Origin of the sequence: Streptomyces sp. AgN23, from assembly GCF_001598115.1 — a bacterium.
Taxonomy (GTDB): Bacteria; Actinomycetota; Actinomycetes; order Streptomycetales; family Streptomycetaceae; genus Streptomyces; species Streptomyces antimycoticus.
The window spans coordinates 4,190,732-4,215,960 of sequence record NZ_CP007153.1 but is presented as its reverse complement, the minus strand read 5'-3'; the positions used below and the strand labels follow the sequence as shown (position 1 = coordinate 4,215,960).

Annotated in this window: 24 protein-coding genes; 15 read left to right on the top strand and 9 right to left on the bottom strand. The window is 71.7% G+C overall.

Annotated elements, in window-relative coordinates:
• Positions 1–5: 5 nt before the first annotated feature.
• Positions 6–1,928, bottom strand: a complete 1,923-nt coding sequence (locus AS97_RS18010) for a glycoside hydrolase family 3 protein (protein ID WP_125758978.1) — start codon at positions 1,926–1,928, stop codon at positions 6–8.
• Positions 1,929–2,164: 236 nt separating this feature from the next.
• Between AS97_RS18010 and AS97_RS18005 the strand changes: the two genes are divergently transcribed.
• The gene (locus AS97_RS18005; protein ID WP_210565274.1) at positions 2,165–3,385 is read left to right on the top strand and encodes a macrolide family glycosyltransferase; all 1,221 of its coding nucleotides are present in this window, start codon (positions 2,165–2,167) and stop codon (positions 3,383–3,385) included.
• 318 nt (positions 3,386–3,703) lie between these two features.
• Here the strand turns inward: AS97_RS18005 and AS97_RS18000 are convergent, their stop codons facing one another.
• The 4 genes from AS97_RS18000 to AS97_RS17985 all read right to left on the bottom strand — a co-directional run bounded on the left by AS97_RS18000 (position 3,704) and on the right by AS97_RS17985 (position 8,223).
• Complete coding sequence (locus AS97_RS18000; RefSeq protein ID WP_210565273.1) at positions 3,704–4,618, bottom strand: LysR family transcriptional regulator; 915 nt, start codon at positions 4,616–4,618, stop codon at positions 3,704–3,706.
• 255 nt (positions 4,619–4,873) lie between these two features.
• Complete coding sequence (locus AS97_RS17995; protein ID WP_210565272.1) at positions 4,874–5,671, bottom strand: sugar phosphate isomerase/epimerase family protein; 798 nt, start codon at positions 5,669–5,671, stop codon at positions 4,874–4,876.
• Between the two features lie 210 nt (positions 5,672–5,881).
• Positions 5,882–7,027, bottom strand: coding sequence for a class I SAM-dependent methyltransferase (locus tag AS97_RS17990; protein ID WP_059142102.1), 1,146 nt, complete (start codon positions 7,025–7,027; stop codon positions 5,882–5,884).
• A gap of 245 nt (positions 7,028–7,272) precedes the next feature.
• A complete protein-coding gene (locus AS97_RS17985) occupies positions 7,273–8,223 on the bottom strand; it encodes a helix-turn-helix domain-containing GNAT family N-acetyltransferase (protein ID WP_247204406.1) in 951 nt (316 codons plus the stop codon).
• Positions 8,224–8,473: 250 nt separating this feature from the next.
• Between AS97_RS17985 and AS97_RS17980 the strand changes: the two genes are divergently transcribed.
• The 3 genes from AS97_RS17980 to AS97_RS17970 all read left to right on the top strand — a co-directional run bounded on the left by AS97_RS17980 (position 8,474) and on the right by AS97_RS17970 (position 10,775).
• Positions 8,474–9,706, top strand: coding sequence for a helix-turn-helix transcriptional regulator (locus AS97_RS17980; protein ID WP_063804810.1), 1,233 nt, complete (start codon positions 8,474–8,476; stop codon positions 9,704–9,706).
• 167 nt (positions 9,707–9,873) lie between these two features.
• The gene (locus tag AS97_RS17975; RefSeq protein WP_086711019.1) at positions 9,874–10,467 is read left to right on the top strand and encodes a hypothetical protein; all 594 of its coding nucleotides are present in this window, start codon (positions 9,874–9,876) and stop codon (positions 10,465–10,467) included.
• The gene (locus tag AS97_RS17970; protein WP_210565271.1) at positions 10,464–10,775 is read left to right on the top strand and encodes a hypothetical protein; all 312 of its coding nucleotides are present in this window, start codon (positions 10,464–10,466) and stop codon (positions 10,773–10,775) included. Before AS97_RS17975 ends, AS97_RS17970 begins: the two co-directional genes overlap by 4 nt.
• A gap of 243 nt (positions 10,776–11,018) precedes the next feature.
• Here the strand turns inward: AS97_RS17970 and AS97_RS17965 are convergent, their stop codons facing one another.
• Positions 11,019–12,077, bottom strand: a complete 1,059-nt coding sequence (locus tag AS97_RS17965; protein ID WP_059142106.1) for a LacI family DNA-binding transcriptional regulator — start codon at positions 12,075–12,077, stop codon at positions 11,019–11,021.
• 183 nt (positions 12,078–12,260) lie between these two features.
• Between AS97_RS17965 and AS97_RS17960 the strand changes: the two genes are divergently transcribed.
• The 11 genes from AS97_RS17960 (at position 12,261) to AS97_RS17910 (ending at position 22,421) form a co-directional block, all read left to right on the top strand.
• Positions 12,261–13,418 carry a Gfo/Idh/MocA family oxidoreductase gene (locus AS97_RS17960; RefSeq protein WP_210565270.1) on the top strand — a complete coding sequence of 386 codons (1,158 nt, stop codon included), beginning with the start codon at positions 12,261–12,263 and terminating at the stop codon, positions 13,416–13,418.
• 7 nt (positions 13,419–13,425) lie between these two features.
• Positions 13,426–14,400: a PmoA family protein gene (locus AS97_RS17955; protein WP_059142108.1), complete on the top strand. Its 975-nt coding sequence runs from the start codon at positions 13,426–13,428 to the stop codon at positions 14,398–14,400.
• Positions 14,401–14,405: 5 nt separating this feature from the next.
• A complete protein-coding gene (locus AS97_RS17950) occupies positions 14,406–15,155 on the top strand; it encodes a cupin (protein ID WP_059142109.1) in 750 nt (249 codons plus the stop codon).
• A gap of 69 nt (positions 15,156–15,224) precedes the next feature.
• Positions 15,225–16,514: an ABC transporter substrate-binding protein gene (locus AS97_RS17945; RefSeq protein WP_059142110.1), complete on the top strand. Its 1,290-nt coding sequence runs from the start codon at positions 15,225–15,227 to the stop codon at positions 16,512–16,514.
• The gene (locus AS97_RS17940; protein ID WP_086706012.1) at positions 16,511–17,473 is read left to right on the top strand and encodes a sugar ABC transporter permease; all 963 of its coding nucleotides are present in this window, start codon (positions 16,511–16,513) and stop codon (positions 17,471–17,473) included. Before AS97_RS17945 ends, AS97_RS17940 begins: the two co-directional genes overlap by 4 nt.
• The gene (locus AS97_RS17935; protein ID WP_086706013.1) at positions 17,470–18,351 is read left to right on the top strand and encodes a carbohydrate ABC transporter permease; all 882 of its coding nucleotides are present in this window, start codon (positions 17,470–17,472) and stop codon (positions 18,349–18,351) included. Before AS97_RS17940 ends, AS97_RS17935 begins: the two co-directional genes overlap by 4 nt.
• A 6-nt stretch (positions 18,352–18,357) precedes the next feature.
• Positions 18,358–18,942, top strand: a complete 585-nt coding sequence (locus AS97_RS17930; protein ID WP_086706014.1) for a hypothetical protein — start codon at positions 18,358–18,360, stop codon at positions 18,940–18,942.
• Positions 18,939–19,151, top strand: a complete 213-nt coding sequence (locus AS97_RS17925; protein WP_086706015.1) for a twin-arginine translocation signal domain-containing protein — start codon at positions 18,939–18,941, stop codon at positions 19,149–19,151. The genes AS97_RS17930 and AS97_RS17925 overlap by 4 nt, the downstream gene beginning before the upstream one ends.
• 116 nt (positions 19,152–19,267) lie before the next feature.
• Positions 19,268–20,428 (top strand): Gfo/Idh/MocA family oxidoreductase, encoded by a 1,161-nt coding sequence (locus AS97_RS17920; protein WP_059142114.1) that lies wholly within the window; start codon positions 19,268–19,270, stop codon positions 20,426–20,428.
• Positions 20,425–21,594, top strand: a complete 1,170-nt coding sequence (locus tag AS97_RS17915; RefSeq protein ID WP_059142115.1) for a dihydrodipicolinate synthase family protein — start codon at positions 20,425–20,427, stop codon at positions 21,592–21,594. Before AS97_RS17920 ends, AS97_RS17915 begins: the two co-directional genes overlap by 4 nt.
• A complete protein-coding gene (locus tag AS97_RS17910) occupies positions 21,591–22,421 on the top strand; it encodes a sugar phosphate isomerase/epimerase family protein (protein ID WP_086706016.1) in 831 nt (276 codons plus the stop codon). Before AS97_RS17915 ends, AS97_RS17910 begins: the two co-directional genes overlap by 4 nt.
• A 398-nt stretch (positions 22,422–22,819) precedes the next feature.
• On the opposite strand, the gene AS97_RS17905 is transcribed toward AS97_RS17910, so the two are convergent.
• From AS97_RS17905 to tgmA, 3 genes are read right to left on the bottom strand one after another with little or no spacing between them, the layout of a single operon-like run.
• Positions 22,820–23,974 (bottom strand): methyltransferase domain-containing protein, encoded by a 1,155-nt coding sequence (locus tag AS97_RS17905; RefSeq protein WP_210565269.1) that lies wholly within the window; start codon positions 23,972–23,974, stop codon positions 22,820–22,822.
• Positions 23,962–24,915 (bottom strand): MvdC/MvdD family ATP grasp protein, encoded by a 954-nt coding sequence (locus AS97_RS17900; protein ID WP_210565268.1) that lies wholly within the window; start codon positions 24,913–24,915, stop codon positions 23,962–23,964. The genes AS97_RS17905 and AS97_RS17900 overlap by 13 nt, the downstream gene beginning before the upstream one ends.
• Positions 24,912–25,193 carry a putative ATP-grasp-modified RiPP gene (gene tgmA / locus AS97_RS48590; protein ID WP_210565267.1) on the bottom strand — a complete coding sequence of 94 codons (282 nt, stop codon included), beginning with the start codon at positions 25,191–25,193 and terminating at the stop codon, positions 24,912–24,914. The genes AS97_RS17900 and tgmA overlap by 4 nt, the downstream gene beginning before the upstream one ends.
• Between the last annotated feature and the right edge of the window lie 36 nt (positions 25,194–25,229).

Genomic DNA, 25,229 nt, shown 5'->3' with positions numbered 1-25,229 from the left:
GCTGCTCAGTACGTCAGCCCGTGCCCGATCGGATACAGCTCCCGGGACGGGTCGTCCGCGCGCCGCACCGCGACCGGCAGCCTGCCGCGCGGGGTGACCCGCCCCGCGATCACCCGGGCGGCGGCGCGCAGCTCCACATCCGTCCAGCAGTAGGTGGCCAGCGACGCGGCGGGCTCCGTGCCGCGTCCGCCCAGCCGCGCGATGTCGTACGGATCGCGCAGCGCCAGATGCACCACCGGCACCCCGGTGGCCACCAGCCGTGCGACCAGGGTGCGCTGGGCGGATCCGGAGGCGATGTCGTACGTCGCCACGATCACCGCCTCCCGCCCCCGCGCCGCCGCGACCGCCGCCTCGATCCGCTCGGGCGAGGGGCCGGGCGAGTTGGCGGTGCCGGTGGGCAGCGCCTCGGCCGCGAAGCCGAGCCCGGACAGCGCACGGGCCAGGACGGCCGTCGGCGGGCCGCCGGTCCCCGAGGGCGCGGCGGCGTCCACCCCCACCACCAGCAGGTGGTGATGGCGGCTCGGTGACAGCGGCAGCAGCCCGCCGCGGTTGGTGATCAGCGTGGTGGTGCGCTCGGCGATCCGGTCGGCGGTGTCCCGGTGCTCCCGGGTGCCCACGGTGCGGTTGACCGCGCGGTCGCTGGTGTACGGATCGTCGAACAGCCCCCGGCGCGCCTTGAGTTCCAGGATGCGCCGCAGCGAGCGGTCGATCCGGTCCTCGTCGAGCTCGCCCGCCCGGACGGCCTTGCGCACGCCCTCGAAGGCGCGGGACAGGCTCGGCGGGTTCAGCAGCTGGTCCACCCCCGCTTTGAGCGCGAGCACCGGCACCCGGTCGTCGCCGTACTTCTTCCGGACCCCCTCCATGCCGAGCGAGTCGGTGACCACCACCCCGTCGTAGCCCAGTTCCTCGCGGAGCACACCGGTGAGGATGGGGCGGGAGAGCGTGGCGGGGTCGTCGGCCGGGTCGAGCGCGGGGAACAGCAGATGCGCCGTCATGATCGAGTCGATCCCGGCCTCGATCGCGGCGCGGAACGGCGGCGCGTCCAGCCGCTCCCACTCCTTGCGGGAGTGGGTGATCCGCGGCAGGCCGACATGGCTGTCCACCGAGGTGTCGCCGTGGCCGGGGAAGTGTTTGGCGGTGGCCGCGACCCCGGCGCTCTGATAGCCCTCCACCTGGGCCGCCACCAGCCGCGCCACGGCCTTCGGATCGGCCCCGAAGGAGCGCACGCCGATCACCGGATTGGCGGGGTTGACGTTGACGTCCGCGATCGGGGCGTAGTCCTGCCGGATGCCGAGCGCGGCCAGCTCCGCCCCCGCGGTGCGGGCGGCCGTACGGGCGTCGGCCGCGCTGCCGCCCGCGCCGAGCGCCATGGCGGCCGGGAACAGCGTGGCGGGCGCGCCGACCCGGGCGACGGTGCCGTACTCCTGGTCGGTGGAGAGCAGGACGGGGACGGGCACGGAGGCGGCCAGCGCGGCCTTCTGGATGCCGCCTGAGAGCGCGGCGACCTGGTGGGGGTCGCGGATGTTGTGCGCCCAGCGGATGTACATCACCCCGCCCACGTGGTACTTCGCGATCAGCTCGGCGGCGTTGTCCACGCCGACGTCCTTACGGTTGGCCGCGACATCGGCCGGATCGGGGTGGGTGGCCGAATGGCCGTACACCCGTGTCACGAAGAGCTGGCCGATCTTCTGGTCCAGCGTCATCCGGCCGATGAGCTCGTCGATCCGTCGGCGGTCGCGCTCCTGGTCCCGGCCGGGCTCCGCGGCGGCTCGTGGGGGCGTCGCGGAAGGGGTGCCGGAACCGGCGGTGGTGCGGCGCGCGGGGGCCGCGGGCGCGGGGGAGCTGTTCGTCGGCGCACTGCAGGCACCGGCCGCGGCGGCGGCCAGGGTGGCGGTGAGCAGGGCGCGGCGAGACGTCGTCGTGTGCACCCGCACTCCTTCCATGGGACGTTCGGAGGGGGTGGCCGAAGGTGGCGCATGGACACGCTGGGACACAAAGCACGGCCGGGTCAAGGAGAGTTGGACTTTCCGACGGCCCGGAAACGTAAAGGGAAAGACTCGTTAAAGACGGGGATCTGGCGCTCGTGCGAAACCGGCGCTAATGTAGCGATCGGGTATGCGCACTATTTGTATGAGGCATCCGTTCTCGCTTAGGTTCCGTTTTCATGACCCTATCGACGGGTGCCAAGCCCCCTACACATATCGCCATGTTCGGCATCGCGGCGCACGGGCACGTCAACCCGAGCCTGGAGGTGATCCGCGAGCTGGTGGCCCGCGGCCATCGGGTTACCTACGCCATCCCCGAGTCGTTCGCCGAGAAGGTCGCCGAGACCGGCGCCGAGCCGAAGACCTACACCTCGGTCCTCCATGGTGAGAACGTGCCGGGTGCCAGAGGCTCCGATCTGATCGACTACATCGAGCCGTTTCTCGCCGAGGCCGAGCAGGCGCTGCCGCAGCATCTGGCGGCCTACGAGGGCGATGAGCCGGATCTGGTGATGTACGACGTCACGGCGTACCCGGCACATGTCCTCGCCCATCGCTGGGGCGTGTCCGCCGTCGAGCTGGCGCCCAGCTTCGTGCCCTGGGACGGGTACCGCGAAGAGGTCTTCGAACCGATGTACGCGCAGCTGCGGTGCTCCGAGCGCGGCCGGGCCTACTACGCGCGCTACCGCGCCTGGCTCGAGGACAACGGACTGGCCGGCACCGACCCCGACCGGCTCATCGGCCGCCCCAGCCGCTGTGTCGCCCTCATCCCCGAGCTGCTCCAGCCCAACGCCGACCGCGTCGACCCGTCCGTCTACAGCTTCGTCGGCGGCTGCCAGAGCGCCCGCCGCGAGGTGGCGGAGTGGCCCCGCCCGGAGCGGGCCGCCGAGACCGACCGGATCCTGCTGGTCTCGCTCGGCTCGACCTGGACCAAGGAGCCCGGCTTCTACCGCGCGTGCGTCGCGGCCTTCGGCGATCTGCCGGGGTGGCATGTGGTGCTGCAGATCGGCGAGTTCGTCGATCCGGCCGACCTCGGCGAGATCCCGGCCAATGTCGAAGTGCACAGCTGGATACCGCAGTTGAGCGTTCTGCGGAAGGCCGACGCCTTCGTCACCCACGCGGGTGCGGGCGGCGCCCAGGAGGGGCTGGCCTGCGGGGTGCCGATGGTCGCCGTACCGCAGGCCGTCGACCAGTTCAGCAACGCGGACACCCTCGAAGCGCTCGGCGTCGGCCGCCATCTGCCCAAGGAGGAGGCCACCGCGCAGGCGCTGCGCAAGGCGGTGCTCGACCTGGTGGACGACCCCGAGGTGGCGGCCCGCTGCGCCACGCTCAAGGCGCGGATGGCCGCCGAGGGCGGACCGGACCGCGCGGCGGACCTGATCGAGGCGGAGCTGCCCGTCTGAGGGCTGCCCTATGGGTGCACCGGGCCCCCTGGGGCGCCCCTTGGGTGCCCCTCCGGTGTGCCCATAGGGTGCCGCCGACGCTCTGGGAGGGGTGTCGCGTCGGCGGCGGGGTGCTGCTGGCCGCGGGCGGCGGAGAGGTGGTCAGCGACGCAGTCAGCGGCGAGGCCGATTACCGCCATGCGGAGACTCTCCATCAGCACACTGCTTCGACGCGTGGCGGCCCACGCCGGTTCCGCGCAGGGTGTGGGCAGCGCGGATCGGCGAGGAGGGGCGTACGCGCCCCAAGTAGCGTCACTGGACAGCCAGTTGAGCCGGTGCTCAGACCATGCGCCGCGGCCAGAGGCCGCCCAGCAGCCGCACCGTTTCGGTGATGGCGGGGCGGCGGGCCGCGCCGGTGCGCCACAGCGCGTACAGCCGCCGCACCGGGACCGGCTCCAGGGGCAGCGCCAGCACCCCGTCCGGCAGCGGACCGCGCCCCAGACGGGGCATGAGGGCGACGCCGAGACCGGCCGCCACCAGGGCGATCTGGGTGTGGTTCTCCGCCGCCTGATACGCCAGGTCCGGCTCATGGCCCGAGGCGCGCAGCGTACGGACCAGCCAGTCGTGGCACACCGACCCGGGCGGCTGGCAGATCCACCGCTGCCCCGGCAGGTCCTCGCGGCGCAGCGTCCGCCGTGCGGCCCGCTCGGCCAGTGGATGCCCGGCCGGGACGAGCAGATCGCACAGATCGTCGCCGATGACCGCCTGTTCCTGCCCTTCCGGGGCGGGCAGCGGGGCGATGTCCCAGTCATGGGCCACCGCCAGGTCGATGACCCCCTGGGCCACCAGGTCCACCGACAGATGCGGATCCACTTCGAGCAGCCGGGCGTCCAGGGAGGGGTGTTCGGCCATGAGCGCGGCCAGCACCACGGGCATCAGCCCGCGCGCCGCCGAGGCGAAGGCGCCGATCACCAGCCGGCCCATCGGCTGTCCGCGCCGCTCCTCCAGGGTGGTCTCGGCCTCCTCGACGATGGCCAGCAACTGCTGGGCGGTGGCGGCCAGATGCCGGGCCGCGTCGGTCAGCGCGATGCCCCGGCCCTGCCGCTCCAGCAGGGTCGTCCGGGTCTCCCGCTCCAACTTGGCGATCTGCTGCGATACGGCGGACGGGGTGTAGCCGAGCGCGGTGGCCGCGGCGCTGACCGAGCCGTGCACGGACACCGCGTGCAGCGCCCGCAGCCGGGCCAGATCCAGCATGGGCCCTCCCCTTCACACCTTTGGCTGGTACCGCGGCGTCGACCGGTCCTGCGTCTTCAACCGTTACCGCATCCAAGCATGAAGGCATCCGCGCTGGTGCTACACGGTCCCGGCAGCTGGCTGGCGGCGGCGCTGCTGGTCGGCGTGGCCCTGACCGTTCAGACGTGCCGTCGGGCTGCCCCGCCGCACTACCGGACGTCCCGGCGGTCCTTTGGCCCGTCGTCCGGCCCGTCGTCGGGTCCGTCCCGCCCGGCCTCAGGCCGCGTCGGTCAGCAGGCGTAGCAGGTGCTCCCGGCCCGGGGCCAGCAGCTCCGGGAACTCCCGGGCCCGCGGATACCACCGCTTCTCGTACTCCCAGCACAGCCAGCCGTCCCAGCCCTCACGGCTGAGCAGTTCGACGCACTCGGTCAGCGGCAGCACCCCCTCGCCCAGCGGCAGCGGGGTGGTGTCGTCGGCCGAGGCGATGTCCTTGACCTGGACGTAGCCCAGATGCGGGAAGAGCGCCGGATAGCTGGTGGCCGGGTCCTCACCGCCCAGCCAGGTGTGCATCACATCCCAGATCGCCCCGACGCTGCCATGGCCCACCAGCCCGAGGACCCGGGCCGCGTCCGCGCCCGTCCGATGCGAGTCGTGGGTCTCCAGCAGCAGTCGTACGCCGAGGTCGGCGGCGCGGGGCGCGGCCGCCGCCAGCCGCCGGGCGGCCGTGGCGTCGGCCTCCTCCGGGCTCTGCTCCCCGCCGCCCGGGAAGACCCGGACATGGCGGGCACCCAGGTCGTGGGCGAGCTCCAGCAGCTCCCGCAGCCCGGCCAGCACCGGCCCGTCCGGCCCGGCCTGGGCGGCGCGCACATACCCGGCGACGGTGAGGATCTCGATTCCGGCGTCCCGGAACTCCGCCACCACCCGGGCGCGTTCATCCGCCCCGATCCCCGGGTGCACCGGCTCCTCGGGGTGGGCACGCAGCTCCACGCCGTGGTACCCGGCCCCGGCGGCGAGCCGGGCGACGTCGGGCATGGGCATACCGGGGACGCCGAGAGTGGAGAAGGCGAGCTTCATGCGGGCTCCCTTGGTCGGGGCGTGCGGGCGTGGGGATCTTCTTGCCCTTCACGCGCGACGCTAAGCAGGGGCACGCGCCGAATCAATCCTGCCGTGCCGATCACGCCTGCGGCGTGTCTTATCGGGTGGCCCAGCCGTCGTGTCCCCTACGCCATGGCTCGCCCCCGGACCGGGCGACCGGGCCATGGCCCAGGGCAGGGCCGTGGCTGCTCAGCCCGCCGCCAAGCGCCACAGCGACGTCACCTCCGCCGCGCGGGCCGAGTGGAGGGGGTCGGTGGGGTCGAGGGCGCGGGGGTGGGTGGGGCGGATGTCCAGGCGGGCCGTGACCGTGAGGCCCGCCGTGGCGAAGGCGGTCAGGAGTTCGGCGCGTGGCCGCAGGCCGAGGTGTTCGGCGAGGTCGGAGAGGATCAGCCAGCCCTCGCCGCCGGGGGTCAGATGCCCGGCCAGCCCGTTCAGGAAGCCGCGCAGCATACGGCTGGACGGGTCGTAGACCGCGTATTCGAGCGGTGAGGAGGGCCGGGCCGGGACCCAGGGTGGGTTGCAGACGACCAGCGGGGCACGGCCCGGCGGGTAGAGGTCGGCCTCGACCACCTCGACCCGCTCGGACAGGCCCAGGCGGGCCGCGTTCTCCCGGGCGCATCCCAGCGCCCGTGCGTCCTGGTCGGTGGCCACCACCCGCCGGATGCCGCGCCGGGCGAGGACGGCGGCCAGGACACCGGTTCCGGTGCCGATGTCGAAGGCCAGCTCGTGCGTGGGCAGCGGGGCCTCGGCCACCAGATCGACGTACTCGCCGCGCACCGGCGAGAAGACCCCGTAGTGCGGATGGATGCGGTCCCCGCCCAGCGCCGGCACCTTGACGCCCTTACGGCGCCACTGATGCGCGCCGATCAGCCCGAGCAACTCCGACAGCGAGGCCACCGACGGGTGCCCGCTCGCCGGGCCGTACGCCTCGGCGCACGCCTGCCGTACGTCCGGCGCCCGGCGCAGCGGGATACCGAAGTCCGCGTCCAGCGGCACCAGCAGCATGCCCAGCAGCCGGGCCCGCCGGGACTGGGCCTGGCGGTGCCGGTGGAACACCTCGGCCGGTGACGCCGCCGGGGCCCGCCGCTCCTTGGCCCGGCGCGGTCCGCGGTCGATCCGGCGGGCCAGCGCCGCCAGCAGCTGACGGGCGCCCTGGTAGTCGCCGCGCCACAGCAGCGCGGTGCCCTCGCAGGCGCGGCGGTGGGCGGTGCCGGCGGGCATCCGGTCGTCCGCCACCTCGATCCGCCGGGGCGGCGGCGCGCCGTTCTCGGAGCGCCAGTGGGCGGTCCGGGTCCGGCCGTCCTCGGTCCACTCGATGACCTGCTGGGTACTCAGGGGTACACCCTTTGCTCTTGTGCCGTTCCGATGCGTGCTCTTGTGCGGTTCTGATGCGTGCTCTTGTGCGGTTCTTACGCGCGTCGTCCGTACGCCGCACGGATGCGTCGTCCGTACGTCGCCCGTGCGATGCCCGGGTGCGGTACGGGCCGGTGTGTGTGGGCCGATCCTCCCGGTACCGGGCCCTTCGCGCGAGCGGTTTTCCCGCCGGGGTGAGGCCGCGTCATAGCCGCGCCGGACGGCCCTCAGCCCCGCGCGGCGTCCCGGAGCGCGAGTCGCCAGTCCTGCCCGACCAGGGGCGAGCCGTAGCCGCGGTGCGGCTTCTCGGCGATCAGCTTGAACCCGGCCCCCTCGTAGATCCGGCGGGCGGAGGTCAGGACGTCATTGGTCCACAGCACGAGATCGCGGTAGCCCGCCTCGCGGGCGAAGTCGACACAGGTGCGGACCAGCCACTCGCCGAGCCGCCGCCCGCGTGCCTCCGGTTCGACGAGCAGCAGCCGCAGCCGGGCCGTGTCGGGCTCCTCGTCCCGGACGCACATCACCGAGCCGACGGGGCGACCGTCTAGCTCCGCGATCCACGCCCGCTCGCGGGCCGGGTCATGGCCCGCGCCGAACTCCCCGACGATCCGGGCCACCAGGGCCTCGAACTCGGCGTTCCACCCGAACTCCCGGGCGTACACGGCGCCGTGCCGCTGCACGATCCAGCCCAGGTCGCCCGGCTCCAGCCCGCGCAGCCGCACCTCGGGATCGGCCGGACCGGTGAGCGCGTGCCGCGCGGTCGCCAGCGCCTCCCGCAGCCGCCCCAGCTCGTTCCGGGGGACCTTGGCCAGCAGCCCGGTCACCGCCTCGCGCGACCGCCGGTCCAGGTCTGCCGCCGCCGCCCGGCCCTCAGCCGTGAGCAGCACCTCCTGGTAGCGGGCGTCGCGGTGGTGGCGCTCGCGCGTCACCAGCCCTTTCTCCTCGAACCGGCTCAGTGTGCGGCTCAGATGCGCGGCGGTGACCCCCAGGTGCTCCCGCAGCGCCGAGACATGGGTGCGCTCCCGCTGCGCCAGCTCGTAGAGGATGCGGGCCTCGCTCAGCGTGTACGGGGTGTTGAGCTGCCCGGGGTAGTCGAGGACGCCGATCAGGCGGGTGTACATCCGGTTGAAGTCGCGGACCTCGTCCACGGCCAGATCGAGATTGTCACGCGGGCCCATCAGGCACCCCTCCGTACCCCTGTGTCGATTTCGCTTGATCTTATAGTTGTGCCAGATCAAGTATTTGGGAAGGGGGTCCCTCACGGGGGAGGGAGATGTCGGCGGCGACCGCAACGCCGACGCGCTTCGAGTCCGTCCCGGCCTGCGGGGCGGGCGAGGGCTCCTTCGGGTGCCCGATGCCTGCTGGGCTCCCACGGTTCCCCCTCCGGGCGTACCGTGGCCCAAAGACCTTCTGGCGGTGGTGTATCGCATGACTGATCTGTCCGTTGGTAAACGACTGGCCCGACTCCGCGACATTCGCGACCTCACGCAAGAGCAACTCGCCGACCGTGCCGGCGTGTCCGTCGACACCATCCGCAGGTTGGAGCAGGGCACCCAGCGGGGAGCGAGAATCGCCACGTATCAGAAGCTGGCGGGCGCACTCGATATCGAACTCGCCCGCCTGCTGGGCCAGCCCACCATGACGCAATCCCTCGCGCCCGACGGTGGAGTCATCGCGTTGCGGGCCGCCATCCAGGCCCCGAGCGATCTGCCAGGGCTGGACCTGTGCGGCGCGGACAGTGGCGCGCCCGGCCCGGACGATCTCCGCCCGGTCATGGAGCAGGCCCAGAGGCACTATCGGCTGGGACAGTTCACCGACCTGGTCGGCATGCTGCCCGGGCTCGTGACCGATCTGAAGGCGGCCACCCGCGAGGCCGAGGGCGGCCCCGACCACGACACGGTGTGGTCGATGTCCGCTGCCGCGCACATCATCGTCGCCGACGTGGCCGCGCAGTTGGGGCAGACCGATCTGGCCTACACGGCGGTGGAGCGAGCCATGCATGCCACGGCGCGCGCCAGCGACGAGCTGCGGCACGCTCTCGCCGTCTCGACGCTCTCGCTTGTGCTCCTGCGGCAAGGCCGATGGAGTGATGCCCAGCGGGTCGCGACCCGCAGGGCGGCTGAGATCGAGCCGCGGTTCTCCGACCGCAGCCCCGAGAAGTTCGCGATGTTCGGGATCCTGCTGCTGTCCGGTGCCGTCTCGGCAGCACGGGCGAACCGCGATGAGTCCGACAGCGCAAAGGATGACGCGCTCACCTTCCTCAGGCAGGCGGAGGCGGCGGCCGCGCTGTCCGGGCCGGTACGGGTGCGAGGCACCGCCTTCGGTCCGGCGAGTGTGAGCATGCAGGCCACCACCGTTCAGGTGTCGCTCGGCCATCCGGACAAGGCTTTGGCCACAGCCAGTGGGGTCAACGTGGATGAGCTGCCGTGGAAGATCTCGCGCGCCAGGCACCGACTGGATCTGGCATTCGCCCGCTACCAGACGCATGACGACGAGGGAGCCCGCGATGTGCTGCTCACCCTCGACGAGGAGCATCCTGAGTGGCTGACCCATCAGGTGCTCGCCGCCTCCACAGTGGGGGGACTGCTGGAGAGCGAGCGGCGCCGCGACCGAGACCTGCGGAAGCTCGCGGTGCGGCTGGGCGTGGACCCGGCGGCATGAACAAGTGCCGTAGTCCCGCCGAAAACTGAGGCTGGACTACGGCACTTCGTCACTGGGCAGTGATCGCACGCGCACGTAGCGTGATCCGCATCGAGGCGGCGTCGGCCCTTGCTCCCGCCAGGAACCTGTTCGGCGCCGCCCCTCGCAGATCAGCAGGGGAGCCCGACGTGACGACCAGATCCTTACCGTGGATGCCGCCGCCCGCCACAGATGTCCAGGCGTTACCCGCAGGGAAACAATGGGACGCCGTACGGGCCGCGCCGACCGTCGGGGAACGCGCCTTAAAGCTCCTCGGCGACGAGAACGGTGCCGTCATCCAGGACACGTACGGCACCCTGTACTGGCTCGTCGCGGTGGGCTCGGCCACGAGCTGGCATCTACGGCAGGTCCGGATCCTGAGCGAGCTGGCGGACGAGTGCACCTACCTCGGCGTGCCGCCCGACTCCTGGACCACGCCGCCCGGCACCCACTGGCGCGTGCCGCTCTCGGTCGACCACTACCTGACCGACGCCTGGAAGCTGTGGGGAGCGCTGGCCGAGGCCGACCGCGTCGAACTCGGCCCCGTCCCGCGAGGGCGCCAGACCTGCTATCGCTGCGAACTGCCCACCGACGAGCCCGTCATCGTGGACGTCCAGCACGGCGGCAGCGGACCCGGCCGCACGGTGTACGCCTGCCCGATCCACGCCCTGGCCCACCGGCGCGACCCGGTCGCCGAGGCCGCCGCCATGCGCCGCGCCCGCGAACGGGGGCACACCCGGTGACGGAGGACGAGCGCACCGAGCGGGAGCGGATAGCGGAACTGCGGGCCCCGGGCCGGAAGTGGGTCTTCGGCCAGCTCCAGGGCTGGAACTGCGCCCTGTGCGCGGCACGCCTCTACGCCGACCGGCCGATCTGCACGGTGGAGGTGGACTACGGCAGCGTCACCGAGACGTACCAGCTGTACGTCTGTGCTCCCTCGTGCGAGACGGCCCGCGCCGCGTGGGTGACGGCCCGCGCCGCACAGCGCCCGGCCCCGCCGGACGGCGACCGCCCGGTGGTCCGCGCGCCCCGCCGGCGGACCGGCGCATAGCCGGGGTGGGCTACTGGGCCCGAGCCCCCGCCGGAGTGACGACACCGGTGGCCCACCCTCCGTACGGAGAAGACCCCTTCGTACGGAGGAGGGCCACCCCGCCTGGCGAGGGCCACCCCGTCCGGAGGGGGCACCCCGCCCGGAGGAGAGCCACCCCGCCCGGAGGGCCTCGCTCGGAGGAGGGCCACCCCGCCCGGAGGGGGCACCCCGCCCGGAGGGGGCACCCCGCCCGGAGGGCCTCGCTCAGCCGCGCGGCGGGGCCGTCGAGGCGCGAGCCATCAGTTCGGCGCGGACCATCGCCACCCCGCCCGGCGGCTGCGGCTCGCGGCCCAGGGCCAGGCGCCCGGCCCGCGCGCCCGCCTCGTGCAGCGGCAGCCGCATCGTGGTGAGGGCCGGGACCGCGTCCGCGCTGAACGGAAGGTCGTCGAAGCCCGCGACCGAGACGTCCTCGGGGATCCGCAGGCCCTGGTCGCGCAGGGCCGCGCAGACACCGAGCGCGATGGTGTCGTTGGCGGCGACTATGGCCGTCAACGCCCGGTCGCGGCGCAGCAGTTCGAGGGTCGCGTCATAGCCGGAGGCACGGTCGTACAGGCCGTGCACGGTGAGCCGCTCCATGTCGGCGTCGAGACTGTTCACGTTGGCGGCGCCGAGCGCCGCCCGGTGGCCCTCCAGCCGGTGGCGGGTCGTGGTGCGCTCGGCGGGGCCCGCGACATAGCCGATGCGGCGGTGGCCGAGGGTCAGCAGATGTTCGGTGAGGCGGCGGGCGCCGCCTCGGTTGTCGAAGGTGAGGGTGGTCGCGTCCGCGATCGGGGGGCGGCCGCACAGCACCACCCGGGTGCCGGACGCGGCCAGCCGGGACGCCTTGGTGGCCACGGCGGCGGCGTGGTCGGGGTGCTCGACCGCGCCGCCGGTGAGCACGACGGCGGCGGCGCGCTGCCGCTGCAGCAGGGTGAGGTAGTTCAGCTCGCGCTCGGGCGAACCGCCGGTGTTGCAGATGACCGCGAGCTTCTCGGCGCCGCGGCCCGGTTCGCCCGCCGGTGCGCCCATCTCGGCCTGTACGGCGCCCGCCATGATGCCGAAGAAGGGGTCCGCGATGTCGTTGACGAGTACCCCGACCAGATCGGAGGTGGCGGCGGCGAGAGCGCTTGCCGGGCCGTTGACCACGTATTCCAGCTCATCGACCGCGCGCAGCACCCGGGTCCGGGTCGACTCCGCGACGGGGTAGTTGCCACTCAGGACGCGCGACACGGTGGCCGCCGAGACCCGAGCCCGTGCCGCCACATCGGCCAGGGTCACTGCCATGTTTCCTCCGTTGGATGGTCACCCGATGGTCACCTTCTGGGGCACCGCGCGCACTGATTGGCGCCCCCATGCTCTCACTCCATGAGCGGCGCGATTCTGCCGTCCAGGGTCTTGTCCTGTCATCCGGACCATGCCTAGGGTCCTCCCCAGTAAGCGCTTACCCCCGGCGAGGAGCCTCAGCCCATGGCCGCAGCAGCCACCGCCCGTATCCGTGCCGCAGTGGTCGGCACCGGAGGAATCGTCACCGGCAGCCATCTGCCCGCACTACGTGATCACGCCGACCGTGTGGACCTCGTCGCCGCCGTCGACGTGGCCGCCGACCGACTCGACGCCTTCCGCGCCACGGCGGCCGAAGGCGGCACCTTCGCCGTCACCGGCTACTCCGATGTGGCGGCCATGCTGGAGGCCGAACGCCCCGAACTGGTGCTCATCGGCACCCCGCCCTCCCTGCACCGCGAGCAGACGGTGGCCGCGCTGAAGGCCGGCGCCTGGGTGCTGTGCGAGAAGCCGCTGTGCCTCACGCTCGCCGAGTACGACGAGATAGCCGCGGCCGAGCGGGAGGCCGGCGGTCCGTACGCCTCGGTGGTCTTCCAGCACCGCTACGGCTCGGGCGCCGTCCACGCCCGCGAGTTGCTGGCCGAGGGCGCCCTGGGGCAGCCGCTGGTGGCCCACTGCCAGACCACCTGGCACCGCGACACCGCCTATTACGCGGTGCCGTGGCGCGGCCGCTGGGAGACCGAGGGCGGCGGCCCCTCGATGGGCCACGGCATCCACCAGATGGATCTGCTGCTCCATCTCCTCGGCGACTGGACCGAGATCCGCGGCATGGCCGGACGGCTGATCCACGAGGTGGAGAGCGAGGACGTGTCCACCGCGCTGGTGCGGTTCGCGAACGGCGCCATGGCCACCGTCGTCAACAGCGTGCTCTCGCCCGACGAGGTCAGCCGGATTCGCATCGACTGCGCGGACGCCACCGTCGAGCTGACCCATCTCTACGGCCACCGCAACGACGACTGGGTCTACACCCCCGCGCCGCACCTTCGCGACGAGCCCGCCCGGCAGCGGCGCTGGCGCACCCCGGCCGCCGATCTGCCCAGCTCGCACGGGGCCCAGCTGACCGGGCTGCTGGACGCGATACGCGACGGCGTACGGCCCCCCGGCAGCGGCCAGGACGCCCGCCGCACCCTCGAGTTCATCGCCGCGCTCTACAAGGCGGCCTTCACCGGGCAGCCCGTGCGCGCGGGCGAGATCGTGCCCGGGGACCCGTACTACGACGCCATGCACGGCGACCACCCCGCCTGGGCGCCGAAGGCAGCGACCGCCACCACCAAGGAGAGCTGAGGCCGCCATGACCCAGCACATCACCGTCACCCACACCCACGGCGAGCGGATTTCGGTCGCCTCCGGCGGCGTCGAGCTGATGGCCTACGTCTACCGGCCCGACCCGGAAGCCTTCGAGGCCCGTAAGCCCTACGCCCACCCGCTGCGCACCCTCGCCGGTAACCCGGTCTCCGGCTACCGGCCCAGCGACCACCGCTGGCACAAGGGCCTGCAGATGACCTCCAGCCATCTGTCCGGTCAGAACTTCTGGGGCGGCAACTCCTACCTCGGCCCCGAGCAGGGCTACCAGCATGTCGAGGAGCGCGTGGGCTCGATGCGCCACGACGGCTTCGAGGAGTTCGCGGTCGCGGACGACCGGCTGCGCTTCGTGGAGAACCTCACGTGGGTCGCCCATCCTTCTGCACAACACAGCGGTGGCCAGGAGTGGGCGCGCGAGGTGCGGACCATCGAACTCCACTCGGTGGAACCGGAGGAGGGTACCTGGGCCCTGGACTGGTCCATCCGCCTCACCAACATCCGCGGCGAGGCCCTGCGCTTCGGCTCCCCGACCACCGCCGGCCGGGAGATGGCCGGATACACCGGGCTCAACTGGCGCGGCCCGCGCGACTTCACCGGCGGCGACGTGATCGGCCCGGACGGGCGCGGCGGCGAGGGCGAGAAGGGCGCCTCGGACCTGATGGGCACCCCGGCGGCCGACGCCCCCTGGGTCGCCTTCACCGGTGAGCACGACGGCGTGGACGGCCACTCCACGCTGCTGTTCGCGCACGCCCCGGAGAACCTCGACAACACGGAATCCATCCACGCCTCCCACTGGTTCGTGCGCTCCGAGCCGATCCCCTCGGTCGCCCCCTCCTGGGCGTTCTTCGAGGAGTTCGAGCTTCCCCCGGGGGAGTCCTTCGGCTATCGCTACCGGGTGGTGGTCGCCGACGGCGCCTGGGACCGGGCGCGCGCCGAGGGCTACCTCAAGAACCACGGGTGGTGAGCCGGATGAGCGAGATGTTCGCCCCGCTGCCGGGTGGCGTGGGGATGTCCCACATCAGCGCGTACGAGTGGGAGGCCGCCGACGGGGTGTGCGGCGGCAGCCCCCATCTCCATCTGGCCTGCACCGAGGCGTATGTGGTCACCGCCGGACGCGGCGCCGTGCAGACCCTGACCGTCGGGGACGGCTTCACCGAGACCCCGCTGGAGCCGGGCGCGGTGGTGTGGTTCACCCCCGGCACGGTGCACCGGATGGTGCAGGGCGGCGGCCTCAGGGTGACCGTGCTGATGCAGAACAGCGGGCTGCCGGAGGCCGGGGACGCCGTCTTCACCTTCCCGCCCGAGGTGCTGGCCGACCCCGAGCGGTACGCGGCGGCCGCCGCGCTGCCCGCCAAGGAGGGGCCGGAGGCCGACGCGGCCGCCCGGCGCCGCCGGGACCTGGCGATCGAGGGCTATCTGACGCTGCGGGCCGCCGCCGAGAGCGGCGACGAGGGGCCGCTGCGCGCCTTCCACGAGGCGGCGGTGCGGATCGCCGCGCCCAAGGTGAAGGAGTGGGAGCCGCGCTGGCGGGATGGGGCGCTCGCCGCCGCGCGGCGCACCGGTGAGCAGCTCACCGCGCTCGCCGCGGGCGACCCCTCGCATCTGGCCGAGGCGCGGGTCACCGCGACCGGGCCCAGCCGCCGGGGCGGCTACGGCATGTGCGGCCGCCGGGACGAGTACGAACTGCCGGGTGTCACGCTCCCGTACTACGGCGAATAGTCGCCGTAGAACACCACCACGCACACTCATACGCTCAACGGACAATTCAGGAGGGAGGTCGGCTCCGGTATGCGCAGAAACAGGACAAAGGCGTCCTGCGCCCTGGCTCTCGTGCTCACGCTCGGGGGGACCCTCACGGGCTGCGGCGGCGATGGCGGCGGCGGCTCGGGCGGCAAGGTCAGCCTGCGGTTCACCTGGTGGGGAAACCCCGACCGGGCCGCCCGCACCGAAGAGGCCGTGGGGCTCTTCGAGAAGCGCCACCCCGACATCGACATCAGCACGTCCTTCGCGGGTTTCGACACCTACAAGGCGAAGCTGGCCACGCAGGCGGCGGGCGGCGACGCCCCCGATGTGATGCAGCTGGACTACCGGCAGATCAACCAGTACGCCACCTCCGGCATCCTGCTGAACCTCGGCAAACACCCCGAGCTGCGCACCTCGGAGATCGACAAGGGGCTGCTGGCCACCGGAGTGGTGGACGGCGAGCAGTACGCGCTCCCGGTGGCCCGCGGCACCGAGACGATGGCGTACGACGCCACGCTGTGGCGCAAGGCGGGCGTCCCCGAACCGACCCTGACCTGGACCTGGAACGACTGGGCCGACGCGATGCGCAAGCTGGCGGCGTCCCCGGCGACGAAGGGGCGGGTCGGCTCCACCGACCCGGGCCAGAGCGAGGACGTCTTCGAGATCTGGCTGCGCAGCCGGGGCAAGTCCCTCTACACCAAGGACGAGAAGCTCGGCTTCACCGCCGACGATCTGACCCGCTACTGGGAGTGGTGCACGGGGCTCCGCAAGGAGGGGGCGGTCTCGTCCGCCGAGCAGACCACCCAGATGGACGGCACGGTGGAGAACACCCCGCTGGGTCGGCTGAAGTCCGTCGCCGACTTCAACTGGGACGCCCCCGTCAGCGGCTATTCGGCCATCGTCGGCGAGGGGCTGAAGCTGGCACCGTTCCCGGTCGGGGAGGACGGCACCCCCGGGCAGTACTTCAAGCCGTCGATGTTCTTCGGTGCCTCGGCCAAGACCGGACACCCCAAGCAGGCGGCCCAGTTCATCGACTTCCTGCTCAACGACAAGGAGGCGGGCGCGGTCCTCGGCGCCTCCCGCGGCATCCCGGCCAACGACACCATCCGGCAGGGCGTCCTGCCCAAGCTGGAGGGCTTCGACCAGGTCATCTCCACCTACCAGAAGCAGTTCGAGGGCAAGCTGAAGGACCCGCCGCCCGCGCCGCCCAAGGGTGACACCTCCCTGCAGTCCACCTTCTCGCGCGACTACGACCAGGTCAGTTACGAGCGCCTGTCGCCGCGCGAGGCGGCGGAGAACTACATCACCGAGGCGAAGGCGGAGCTGAGGCAATGACCGCGACCGCGACCCGCCCCCAGGACGCCGCGCCCCCCGCCACCGGCGGCAAGCGGGCGCCGAAGCGCGAGCGGCAGGGGGCCGCCTGGGTGTTCCTGTCCCCATGGGTGCTCGGCGCCGCCGTGCTGACGCTGCTGCCCATGGCCGTGTCCCTGTACCTGTCGTTCACCGACTACGACATGTTCGACGCGCCGCAGTGGATCGGCTTCCGCAACTACACGCAGATGTTCACCGAGGACCCCCGCTACTGGCGGTCGGTCATCACGACCCTGACGTATGTCGTGATCGCGGTGCCGCTGCAGCTCGCCATGGCGCTCGCCGTCGCCATCGCGCTGAAGTCGGTCAAGCGCGGCAAGGGCTTCTACCGCTCGGCGTTCTACGCGCCCTCGCTGCTCGGCGCGTCGATGTCCATCGCCCTGGTCTGGCGGGCGATCTTCAACGACGGTGGCTCGGTGGACAATCTGCTCTCCGGTATGGGCATCGACATCGGCGGCTGGATCAACAAGCCGGGCTGGGCCATCCTGTCGGTCGCGCTGCTGACCATCTGGCAGTTCGGCGCCCCCATGGTGATCTTCCTGGCCGGTCTTCAGCAGATACCCGTGGAGCTGTACGAGGCGGCCGCGGTCGACGGGGCCTCCTGGTGGCGGCAGTTCCGCTCCATCACCATCCCGATGCTCTCCCCGGTGCTCTTCTTCAACCTGGTGCTCCAGATGATCCAGGCGTTCCAGGTCTTCACCCCCGCCTTCGCGGTCAGCGCGGGCAAGGGCGGACCCGCCGACTCCACGCTGGTCTACACGCTCTACCTCTACGACCGCGGCTTCACCGCCTCCCATATGGGCTACGCCTCCGCCATGGCCTGGGCGCTGCTGCTGGCCATCGGGGTCGTCACCGCGGTGCTCTTCCGCACCTCCCGGGCCTGGGTCTTCTACGCCAACGACACCAATGAGGGGGGCCGATGACCACCGCCCCGATCTCCACCGCCCCGGCCGGCCCGGCGGCGCGGCGGCGGCCCGCGGGCCGGATCGCGCTGCACGCCTGCCTGATCGCCGTGCTGCTGGTGATGCTCTATCCGCTGGCCTGGCTGCTGGCGACCTCGTTCAAGCCCGCCGACGAGGTCATCGCCAGCCTCAAGCTGCTGCCCAGCCACTTCGAATGGAGCAACTACTCCACCGCCCTGGACGGGGTGAACGAGGTCAGCGTCGGACGGCTGCTGTGGAACTCGCTGCTCATCGCGTGCGGCGCGGTGCTCGGCAACGTCATCAGCTGCTCGCTCGCCGCGTACGCCTTCGCGCGGCTGCGGTTCACGATGCGCGGTCCGCTCTTCGCGTTCATGATCGCGACGATCATGCTGCCGCACCACGCCATCCTCATTCCGCAGTACATCATCTTCAACCAGCTCGGCATGGTGAACACCTACTGGCCGATGATCCTGCCGAAGTTCCTGGCCACCGACGCCTTCTTCGTCTTCCTCATCGTGCAGTTCATGCGCGGACTGCCGCGTGAGCTGGAGGAGGCGGCGCGGATCGACGGGTGCGGGCCCTTCCGCTCGTTCTTCAGCGTCATCCTGCCGCTGACCCGGCCCGCCCTGATCACCACCGCGATCTTCACCTTCATCTGGACCTGGAACGACTTCTTCACCCAGCTCATCTATCTCTTCGAGCCGGAGAAGTTCACCCTGACCCTGGCCCTGCGGTCCTTCGTGGACGCCTCCAGCCAGTCGGCCTTCGGCCCGATGTTCGCGATGTCGGTGTTCGCGCTGCTGCCCATCGTGCTCTTCTTCCTCGCCTTCCAGCGGTTCCTGGTCGAGGGCATGGCCAGCTCCGGACTGAAGGGGTGACCGGCCATGGACACCGCCACCAAACGTGAACCCGGCGAGCTGTTCGGCCCGCGCTTCGCCCTCTTCGCCGACGTCCTGGCGGTGGGCCTGGCCACGGCCGCCGCCTCGCTGCCGCTGATCACCGCCCCGGCCGCCATGTCCACGGCCTGCGCCGTCCTGGACCGGCGGGTGCGCCAGGACGCGCCCACCACGGCGGGCGGCTACCTCCGCGCGCTGCGCCAACGGCTGCGCACCGGCGATCTGCTGGCCGGGGCGGGCCTGCTGGCCGGCGGCGTCCTGCTGCTGTTCAACGCGCTCGCGGCGGGCGCGGGGCTGCCGGGCGCGGCGGTCTTCCGGCCCGCGCTGCTCGCCGTGGCCGGACTGCTCGCCGTCGTCTATCTGCGGGCCTGCGCCCGCCCCGAGTCGGCGACGAGCTGGCGGGCCGCGCTGCGCTCGGCGGCGTACGACAGCGTGCGCGGGCCCCGCGCCAGTGCCGTGCTGCTGCTGGCCGTCGCCACCGCCGCCGTCTGCGCCTGGGCCTACCCGCCACTCGCGTTCCTCGTCCCCGGCCCCCTCGCCCTGGCGGCCCGAGCCACGGAGCACCACCTATGACCCCCCTGCCCCGTCGTCACCTCCTTGCCGGGACGGCCGTGGCGGGCGGACTGCTGGCCGTCGGCGCCCCGGGCAGTGGCCCGCGCCAGCCCGCCGTCGTGGATTCCGGCGAGCGCTACAGCCGGCTGGGCGGCGAGCTGACCCCGGCGGGGCAGCGGGTCCTGATCACCGGGCGTGCGTCCCTGCGTTATCGGCTGACGCCCCGCTGAAGCGCTGACTGTCCCGCGTTCGCCCCCGTGTTCGCTCTGTACAGGGGCGGGGCGGGGCGGTTAGCGTTGATGTTAGAAAGCGCTTACTATCACTCGCGGTGAGGAGAAGAACCCACGTGACACGCAAGACAGTGCGGATCGCCATGAACGGTGTGACCGGCCGGATGGGATACCGCCAGCACCTCGTCCGCTCTCTCCTCGCCCTTCGCGAACAGGGCGGCCTGGACCTCGGCGACGGCACCGTGCTGTGGCCCGAGCCGCTGCTCGTCGGCCGCCGGGAGCACGCCCTCAAGGAGATCGCCGAGCACCACGGCCTCGACCCGGTCGCGGACGTCTCGACCGACCTGGACGCCGTGCTCGCGGACGACCGCGTCGACATCTACTTCGACGCGCAGGTCACCGCCGCCCGCGAGGAGGCCATAAGGAAGGCCATCGCGGCGGGCAAGCACATCTACACCGAGAAGCCGACCGCCACCGGTCTGGAGGGCGCCCTGGAGCTGGCCCGGCTCGCCGAGGCGGCGGGCGTCAAGCACGGGGTCGTCCAGGACAAGATCTTCCTGCCGGGCCTGCTGAAGCTGAAGCGCCTCATCGACGGCGGCTTCTTCGGCAGAATCCTCTCCGTGCGCGGGGAGTTCGGCTACTGGGTCTTCGAGGGCGACTGGCAGGCCGCCCAGCGGCCCTCGTGGAACTACCGGGCCGAGGACGGCGGCGGCATCGTCTCCGACATGTTCCCGCACTGGGAGTACGTGCTGCACGAGCTGTTCGGCCCCGTGCGCACCGTCCAGGCGCAGGCCGCCACCCACATCCCGACCCGCTGGGACGAGCGCGGCAAGCCGTACGAGGCCACCGCCGACGACTCGGCCTACGGCGTCTTCCAGCTCGAGGGCGGCGTCATCGCCCAGATCAACTCCTCCTGGGCGGTCCGGGTGAACCGCGACGAGCTGGTGGAGTTCCAGGTGGACGGCACCGAGGGCTCGGCCGTCGCGGGCCTGCGCAACTGCCGCGTCCAGCACCGCTCGCACACCCCCAAGCCGGTCTGGAACCCCGATCTGCCCGCCACCGAGGCGTTCCGCGACCAGTGGCAGCAGGTGCCGGACAACGAGGAGTTCGACAACGGCTTCAAGGCGCAGTGGGAGCTTTTCCTGCGCCATGTCGCGCTCGACGAGCCCTGGCACTGGGACCTGCTGGCCGGGGCGCGCGGCGTCCAGCTCGCCGAGCTGGGCCTGAAGTCGTCGGCCGAGGGCCGCCGGTTCGACGTACCGGAGCTGAGCCTGTGACCGTCCACCTTCCCGCGCCGGGCGGCACGACCCGCCCCTACGAACCCCGCACCGAGCCGCTGTCGCTCACCCCCGGGGCCCCCTTCACCTCCCGGGTCGTCTTCTCGGCCGCCCATGTGGTGGCCGACCCGTACGCCGATGTGACCCCCGACAGCCCGGCCGCCGTGGACTGGGACGCCACCCTGGCCTTCCGCCGCCACCTGTGGTCGCACGGGCTGGGCGTGGCCGAGGCCATGGACACCGCCCAGCGCGGCATGGGCCTGGACTGGGCGGGCGCCGCCGAGCTGATCCGCCGCTCGGCGGCCGAGGCGAAGGCGGTCGGCGGCCGGATCGCCTGCGGCGTCGGCACCGACCAGCTCTCCGCCACCGAGATCGGTTACCCCTACAGCGTGGCCGAGGTCCGGGCCGCCTACGAGGAACAGCTCGCCGTCTGCGAGGAGTCCGGCGCCCAGGCCATCCTGATGGCCTCGCGCGCCCTGTGCGCGGTGGCCAAGGGCCCCGAGGACTATCTCGAGGTCTACGGCCATCTGCTGCGCCAGTCCGCCGAGCCGGTGGTCCTGCACTGGCTGGGCCCGATGTTCGACCCGGCGCTGGAGGGCTACTGGGGCAGCACCGACCTGGACGCCGCCACCCGCACCTTCCTCGACGTCATCGCCGCCCACCCCGACAAGGTCGACGGCATCAAGGTCTCCCTGCTGGACGCCCAGCGCGAGATCGATCTGCGGCGCGAACTGCCGGACGGGGTGCGCTGCTACACGGGCGACGACTTCCACTACCCCGAGCTGATCGAGGGCGACGACCGGGGCTTCAGCCACGCCCTGCTCGGCATCTTCGACCCGCTGGGCCCGTTGGCGGCCGAGGCCGTGCGCAGGCTCGACACCGGCGATGTGGGGGCCTTCCGCGCCCTGCTGGACCCCACCGTGGAACTCTCCCGTCACCTCTTCCAGACCCCGACCCGCTACTACAAGACGGGCGTGGTGCTGCTGGCCTGGCTGGCGGGCCACCAGTCGCACTTCACGATGGTCGGCGGCCTGCAGTCGGCCCGTTCGCTGCCGCATCTGGCGCGGGCGTACGAACTGGCGGACGGGCTTGGCCTGTTCCCGGACCCGGCGCTGGCGGAATCCCGGATGAAAGACCTGCTGTCCGTGTACGGAGTCGCCCGATGAGCGCCTTGTCCCGGCTGAGCCTCAACCAGGAGACGATCAAGCAGTGGTCGCTGCCCGAGCTGGCGGAGGGCTGTGTCAAGGCGGGCGTCACGGGTGTGGGCCTGTGGCGCGAGCCGGTCCAGAAGTACGGCGTAGCGGCCGCCGCCGAGCTGGTGCGGAACGCGGGCCTGACCGTCACCAGCCTGTGCCGGGGCGGCTTCTTCACCGCGATCGAGCCCGAGGCGCGCGCCGCGGCACTCGCCGACAACCGTAAGGCCATCGACGAGGCCGCCACCCTGGGCACCGACACCCTCGTCCTGGTCTCCGGCGGCCTCCCGCCCGGCAGCCGCGACCTCTTCGCCGCCCGCGAGCGCATCGCCGACGCGCTGGGGGAACTGGCCCCGTACGCCGCCGACCACGGCGTCCGCCTGGCCATCGAGCCCCTGCACCCCATGTTCGCCGCCGACCGCTGTGTGGTCTCCACCCTCGCCCAGGCCCTCGACCTTGCGACACGCTTCCCGGCGGACCAGGTGGGCGTGATCGTGGACACCTACCACCTGTGGTGGGACGACACCGTGGCGGACCAGATCGCCCGCGCGGGCGAGGGCGGCCGCATCGCCGCCTTCCAGCTCGCCGACTGGACCACGCCCCTCCCGGAGGGCGTCCTCCTGGGCCGGGGCCAACTCGGCGACGGCTCGGTGGACTTCCGCTGGTTCCGCGAGCGGGTCGACGCCACGGGCTACACCGGCCCGATCGAGGTGGAGATCTTCAACCCGGACCTGTGGGCCCGGGACGGCGCGGAGGTCCTGGCCGAGGTCGCCGACCGCTATCGGGCGCTGGTGCTGTAGCGACTGCTCCGGGGTGCGTCGGGCAGCGTCGCCTCCAGACAGCCGAACGCACCCCGGCGCTGGAGGTCGCCCCGGCCAGACCGGTCAGAAGCTTGCGGCGTCGCACCGGGTCGTCCCCCTCTTCGCCGAACAGGGCCTGCGCGTCCACGCTAGTGGTGTCGGAGAGGCGCTGATCGACGTATCGGCGGGATGTCTCCTGCTCGTGTCGGGGTGCGAGTCCCAGCAGGTCGGGCGGGATGTCCAGATACTCGGCAACCTGCCGTGACAGCTGTACATCGCGCATGGGCTGTTTGCCGCGCTCCATCCGGGACAGCGACGCGGCGGTGTAGCCGAGGCCGGGAACAGCGGGGCCCCTCCTGTCGGGAGGGGCCCCTTAGCGCTCTGGTTACGCGCCTCACTCACACAGGCAGCCGCCACGAGAGGCCCCGAGGTGTCTCGTACCAGAGGCGATGTTCTTCGTCCGAGACCGTCAGGCCGAAGCGATCCCATGTCGGCATGTCGTGATCAACGAACCACCCCCACCAGCCCTCGACGGTGTCCCAGATGCCGCGCTCGCCTGTCTCGTGGAACTGCGTCTGTTCGCCGACGAAGATGCCCTCAACCCACGCCCCGTCAGGCATCACCAGGCGACGCATAGTGTGCCCCTCGTCGTCAGTGCCGTACTGGAGCACCACCCCGGGCAGCGTGGACGCCAGCAGGAAGGTGAAGTGGTAGCTGTCGAAGGCCGTGACCGGTACGTGGGATTCCCCCGATGCGTCTACCGGTCCCGATGCAAGCGGCGGAGGAGGGGGCGGCGCCGCCGTACGCGCCGCCATGAAGGACCCGCCGCCCGCCTGGAAGCGCCCCTCCAGGCTCCCGTCCGGCATGCGGTCGAGGACGGCCAGACCCCCGCTCAGCGGCGGGAAGAGGTTCGCGACGAGTCGTCCCCCGGGGGCGACCGCAGACCGCAATGTCTCGGTGATCCGTGGGAGGGCACACGTAATGATCACCTTGTCGAACGACTCCGGCGGCCAAGTCCATTCCCTCACGTCCACGGTGAGCACGTTCGGTGTGATGCCGATGGCCTCCAGGTTGAGCAGGGCTTCGGACGTTACATTCGGGTCAATGTCCGCCGTCACGAGCTGGTCAGCGCTCTCCAGGCGGTGAGCGATGAGGGCGGTCTGGTAGCCAGTACCAGTGCCCCCATCGAGGACCCGGTCTCCAGGTTGTACGTCAAGGGCTTCCAGCATCCGGGCCGTGAGGCTCGGCTGTGTGCTGGACGACGTGGGGACGCCGGTGAACAGCCCATCCGCGGACTTCGCCGTCTCGGGGTCGAGACGGGTGACGAGTGTGGCGTTGGTGTAGATGGGGTTGAGCCAGTCTCCGCTGTAAGCGGCGTCGAGCGGCTTCCATCGAGTGGGTACGCCCCCTTGATTCTGAAAATAGCGTGGGACGAAGACGTGCCGAGGCACCTCCTCGAACGCCTGCTTCCAGTGAGAGGAGACCAGGTCGCCCGAGCCCTCCAGGATGCTTGCCAGATTCTCAGCGAGCGGTTTCCAGTTCACCGGCGGCACCAGTTCTCCAGGGTGTGAGCGATGGAAGCGGCCAGGGGGATTTCCGGACGGTTGAGCCATGCCCACTGGCCCGAGGGGTTTGCCTCCAGGAAGGTCCACCGACCATCCGGCTGCACGATGAAGTCCATCGCAGCGTAGGTGAGGGCCAGTCGAGCCATGCACCCGCGCACTCCGTTGATGACATCGGTCGGCGTCTCGATCGGCTCGTACTCCAGCGCGTCGTAGTCGGATCGCCAATCCGTACGGGCGGCCTCGCTGTGCGCCTTGATCTTCACGCTGTGGCAGATGTCGTCTACGACGATGAGGCGCACTTCGTACTGCTTGGGGACACGCTCCTGTAACAGGTGTGCGGTGAGTTCCACGCCGCCCAGGGCGTCAAGGTCGACCTCGCGCGTATACATGGTCTCCGAGCCCCGGGAGTGGACAACGTGCGGTGCCCCCAGTGGCTTGGTGATCAATGGGACTTCGACGTTCTCCGCGAAGGCCCGCACCTCATCCGCGGAGTTCGTGATCAGAGTTCGGGGAGTAGCGAGCCCCATGGAGCGTGCGGTGCGGAGCTGCTGGGGTTTGAACTCCGCGACAGACGCTCTGGATGGGTGGTTCATCCACCTGGCGGCGAGACTCATGAGCACGCCGCCGAGGCCGATGCGGGCAGCGCCACGAGCCCAGTGGGCGTACGACTCAGACAGTTCGGGGAACTGGAACAGGTTCGGCCGGTTCCAGTAGACCGCCTTCACGTCAGCCAGCGCGATGCTTCTGTACTTGTTGGAGAGCGTGCCGGCCCACTGTCCGTCAACGTTGGTGGCCCGTAACTCCAGTTCGCGAGGGAAGTCAGCGGTATCCATGCGGAAAACGGGGATATCGGAAGAGGACAGCCCCTCCACGACGAGATCGGTTCCCGCCTCGAAGGGGTCGTCCACCACCAGAACGGTGTTGGTCACTCAATCGCTCCGGGATCCCCACCCTCGTCGCTCGGCGGAGGGTTGTTGATGGCGCCGTCCTGGTTGGTCTTCTGGGACGTGGCCATGGCCGTCAGCGGAGCGCCGTCCTCGAACCTGGCCGTCTGACTGACAGGGTCGTAGACCGGGCGACCCTGCGGAACCGCGGCCGAGGTGGCGGGCCGGAAACGCGCTCCGGCTAACGCGTACGGGCGGATGCTGTCCGGCGCGGTGCCCACGGGGGCACTGGTCTGAAGGGGAAGGGGGGCAACCAGTTGCATGTTTATGCCTCTCGCTCGATGGACGGGAATCACCTC

Bases quoted from the DNA above. Each gene is read 5' to 3' on its own strand.
- AS97_RS17930 (WP_086706014.1), top strand. From the start codon at position 18,358: ATGGACACCGCCACCAAACGTGAACCCGGCGAGCTGTTCGGCCCGCGC.
- AS97_RS17965 (WP_059142106.1), bottom strand. From the start codon at position 12,077: ATGGCAGTGACCCTGGCCGATGTGGCGGCACGGGCTCGGGTCTCGGCG.
- AS97_RS17960 (WP_210565270.1), top strand. From the start codon at position 12,261: ATGGCCGCAGCAGCCACCGCCCGTATCCGTGCCGCAGTGGTCGGCACC.
- AS97_RS18005 (WP_210565274.1), top strand. From the start codon at position 2,165: ATGACCCTATCGACGGGTGCCAAGCCCCCTACACATATCGCCATGTTC.
- AS97_RS17945 (WP_059142110.1), top strand. From the start codon at position 15,225: ATGCGCAGAAACAGGACAAAGGCGTCCTGCGCCCTGGCTCTCGTGCTC.
- AS97_RS17985 (WP_247204406.1), bottom strand. From the start codon at position 8,223: ATGGGCCCGCGTGACAATCTCGATCTGGCCGTGGACGAGGTCCGCGAC.
- AS97_RS17995 (WP_210565272.1), bottom strand. From the start codon at position 5,671: ATGAAGCTCGCCTTCTCCACTCTCGGCGTCCCCGGTATGCCCATGCCC.
- AS97_RS17980 (WP_063804810.1), top strand. From the start codon at position 8,474: ATGACTGATCTGTCCGTTGGTAAACGACTGGCCCGACTCCGCGACATT.
- AS97_RS17950 (WP_059142109.1), top strand. From the start codon at position 14,406: ATGAGCGAGATGTTCGCCCCGCTGCCGGGTGGCGTGGGGATGTCCCAC.
- AS97_RS17940 (WP_086706012.1), top strand. From the start codon at position 16,511: ATGACCGCGACCGCGACCCGCCCCCAGGACGCCGCGCCCCCCGCCACC.
- AS97_RS17955 (WP_059142108.1), top strand. From the start codon at position 13,426: ATGACCCAGCACATCACCGTCACCCACACCCACGGCGAGCGGATTTCG.
- tgmA (WP_210565267.1), bottom strand. From the start codon at position 25,193: ATGCAACTGGTTGCCCCCCTTCCCCTTCAGACCAGTGCCCCCGTGGGC.
- AS97_RS17935 (WP_086706013.1), top strand. From the start codon at position 17,470: ATGACCACCGCCCCGATCTCCACCGCCCCGGCCGGCCCGGCGGCGCGG.
- AS97_RS17910 (WP_086706016.1), top strand. From the start codon at position 21,591: ATGAGCGCCTTGTCCCGGCTGAGCCTCAACCAGGAGACGATCAAGCAG.
- AS97_RS18000 (WP_210565273.1), bottom strand. From the start codon at position 4,618: ATGCTGGATCTGGCCCGGCTGCGGGCGCTGCACGCGGTGTCCGTGCAC.
- AS97_RS17925 (WP_086706015.1), top strand. From the start codon at position 18,939: ATGACCCCCCTGCCCCGTCGTCACCTCCTTGCCGGGACGGCCGTGGCG.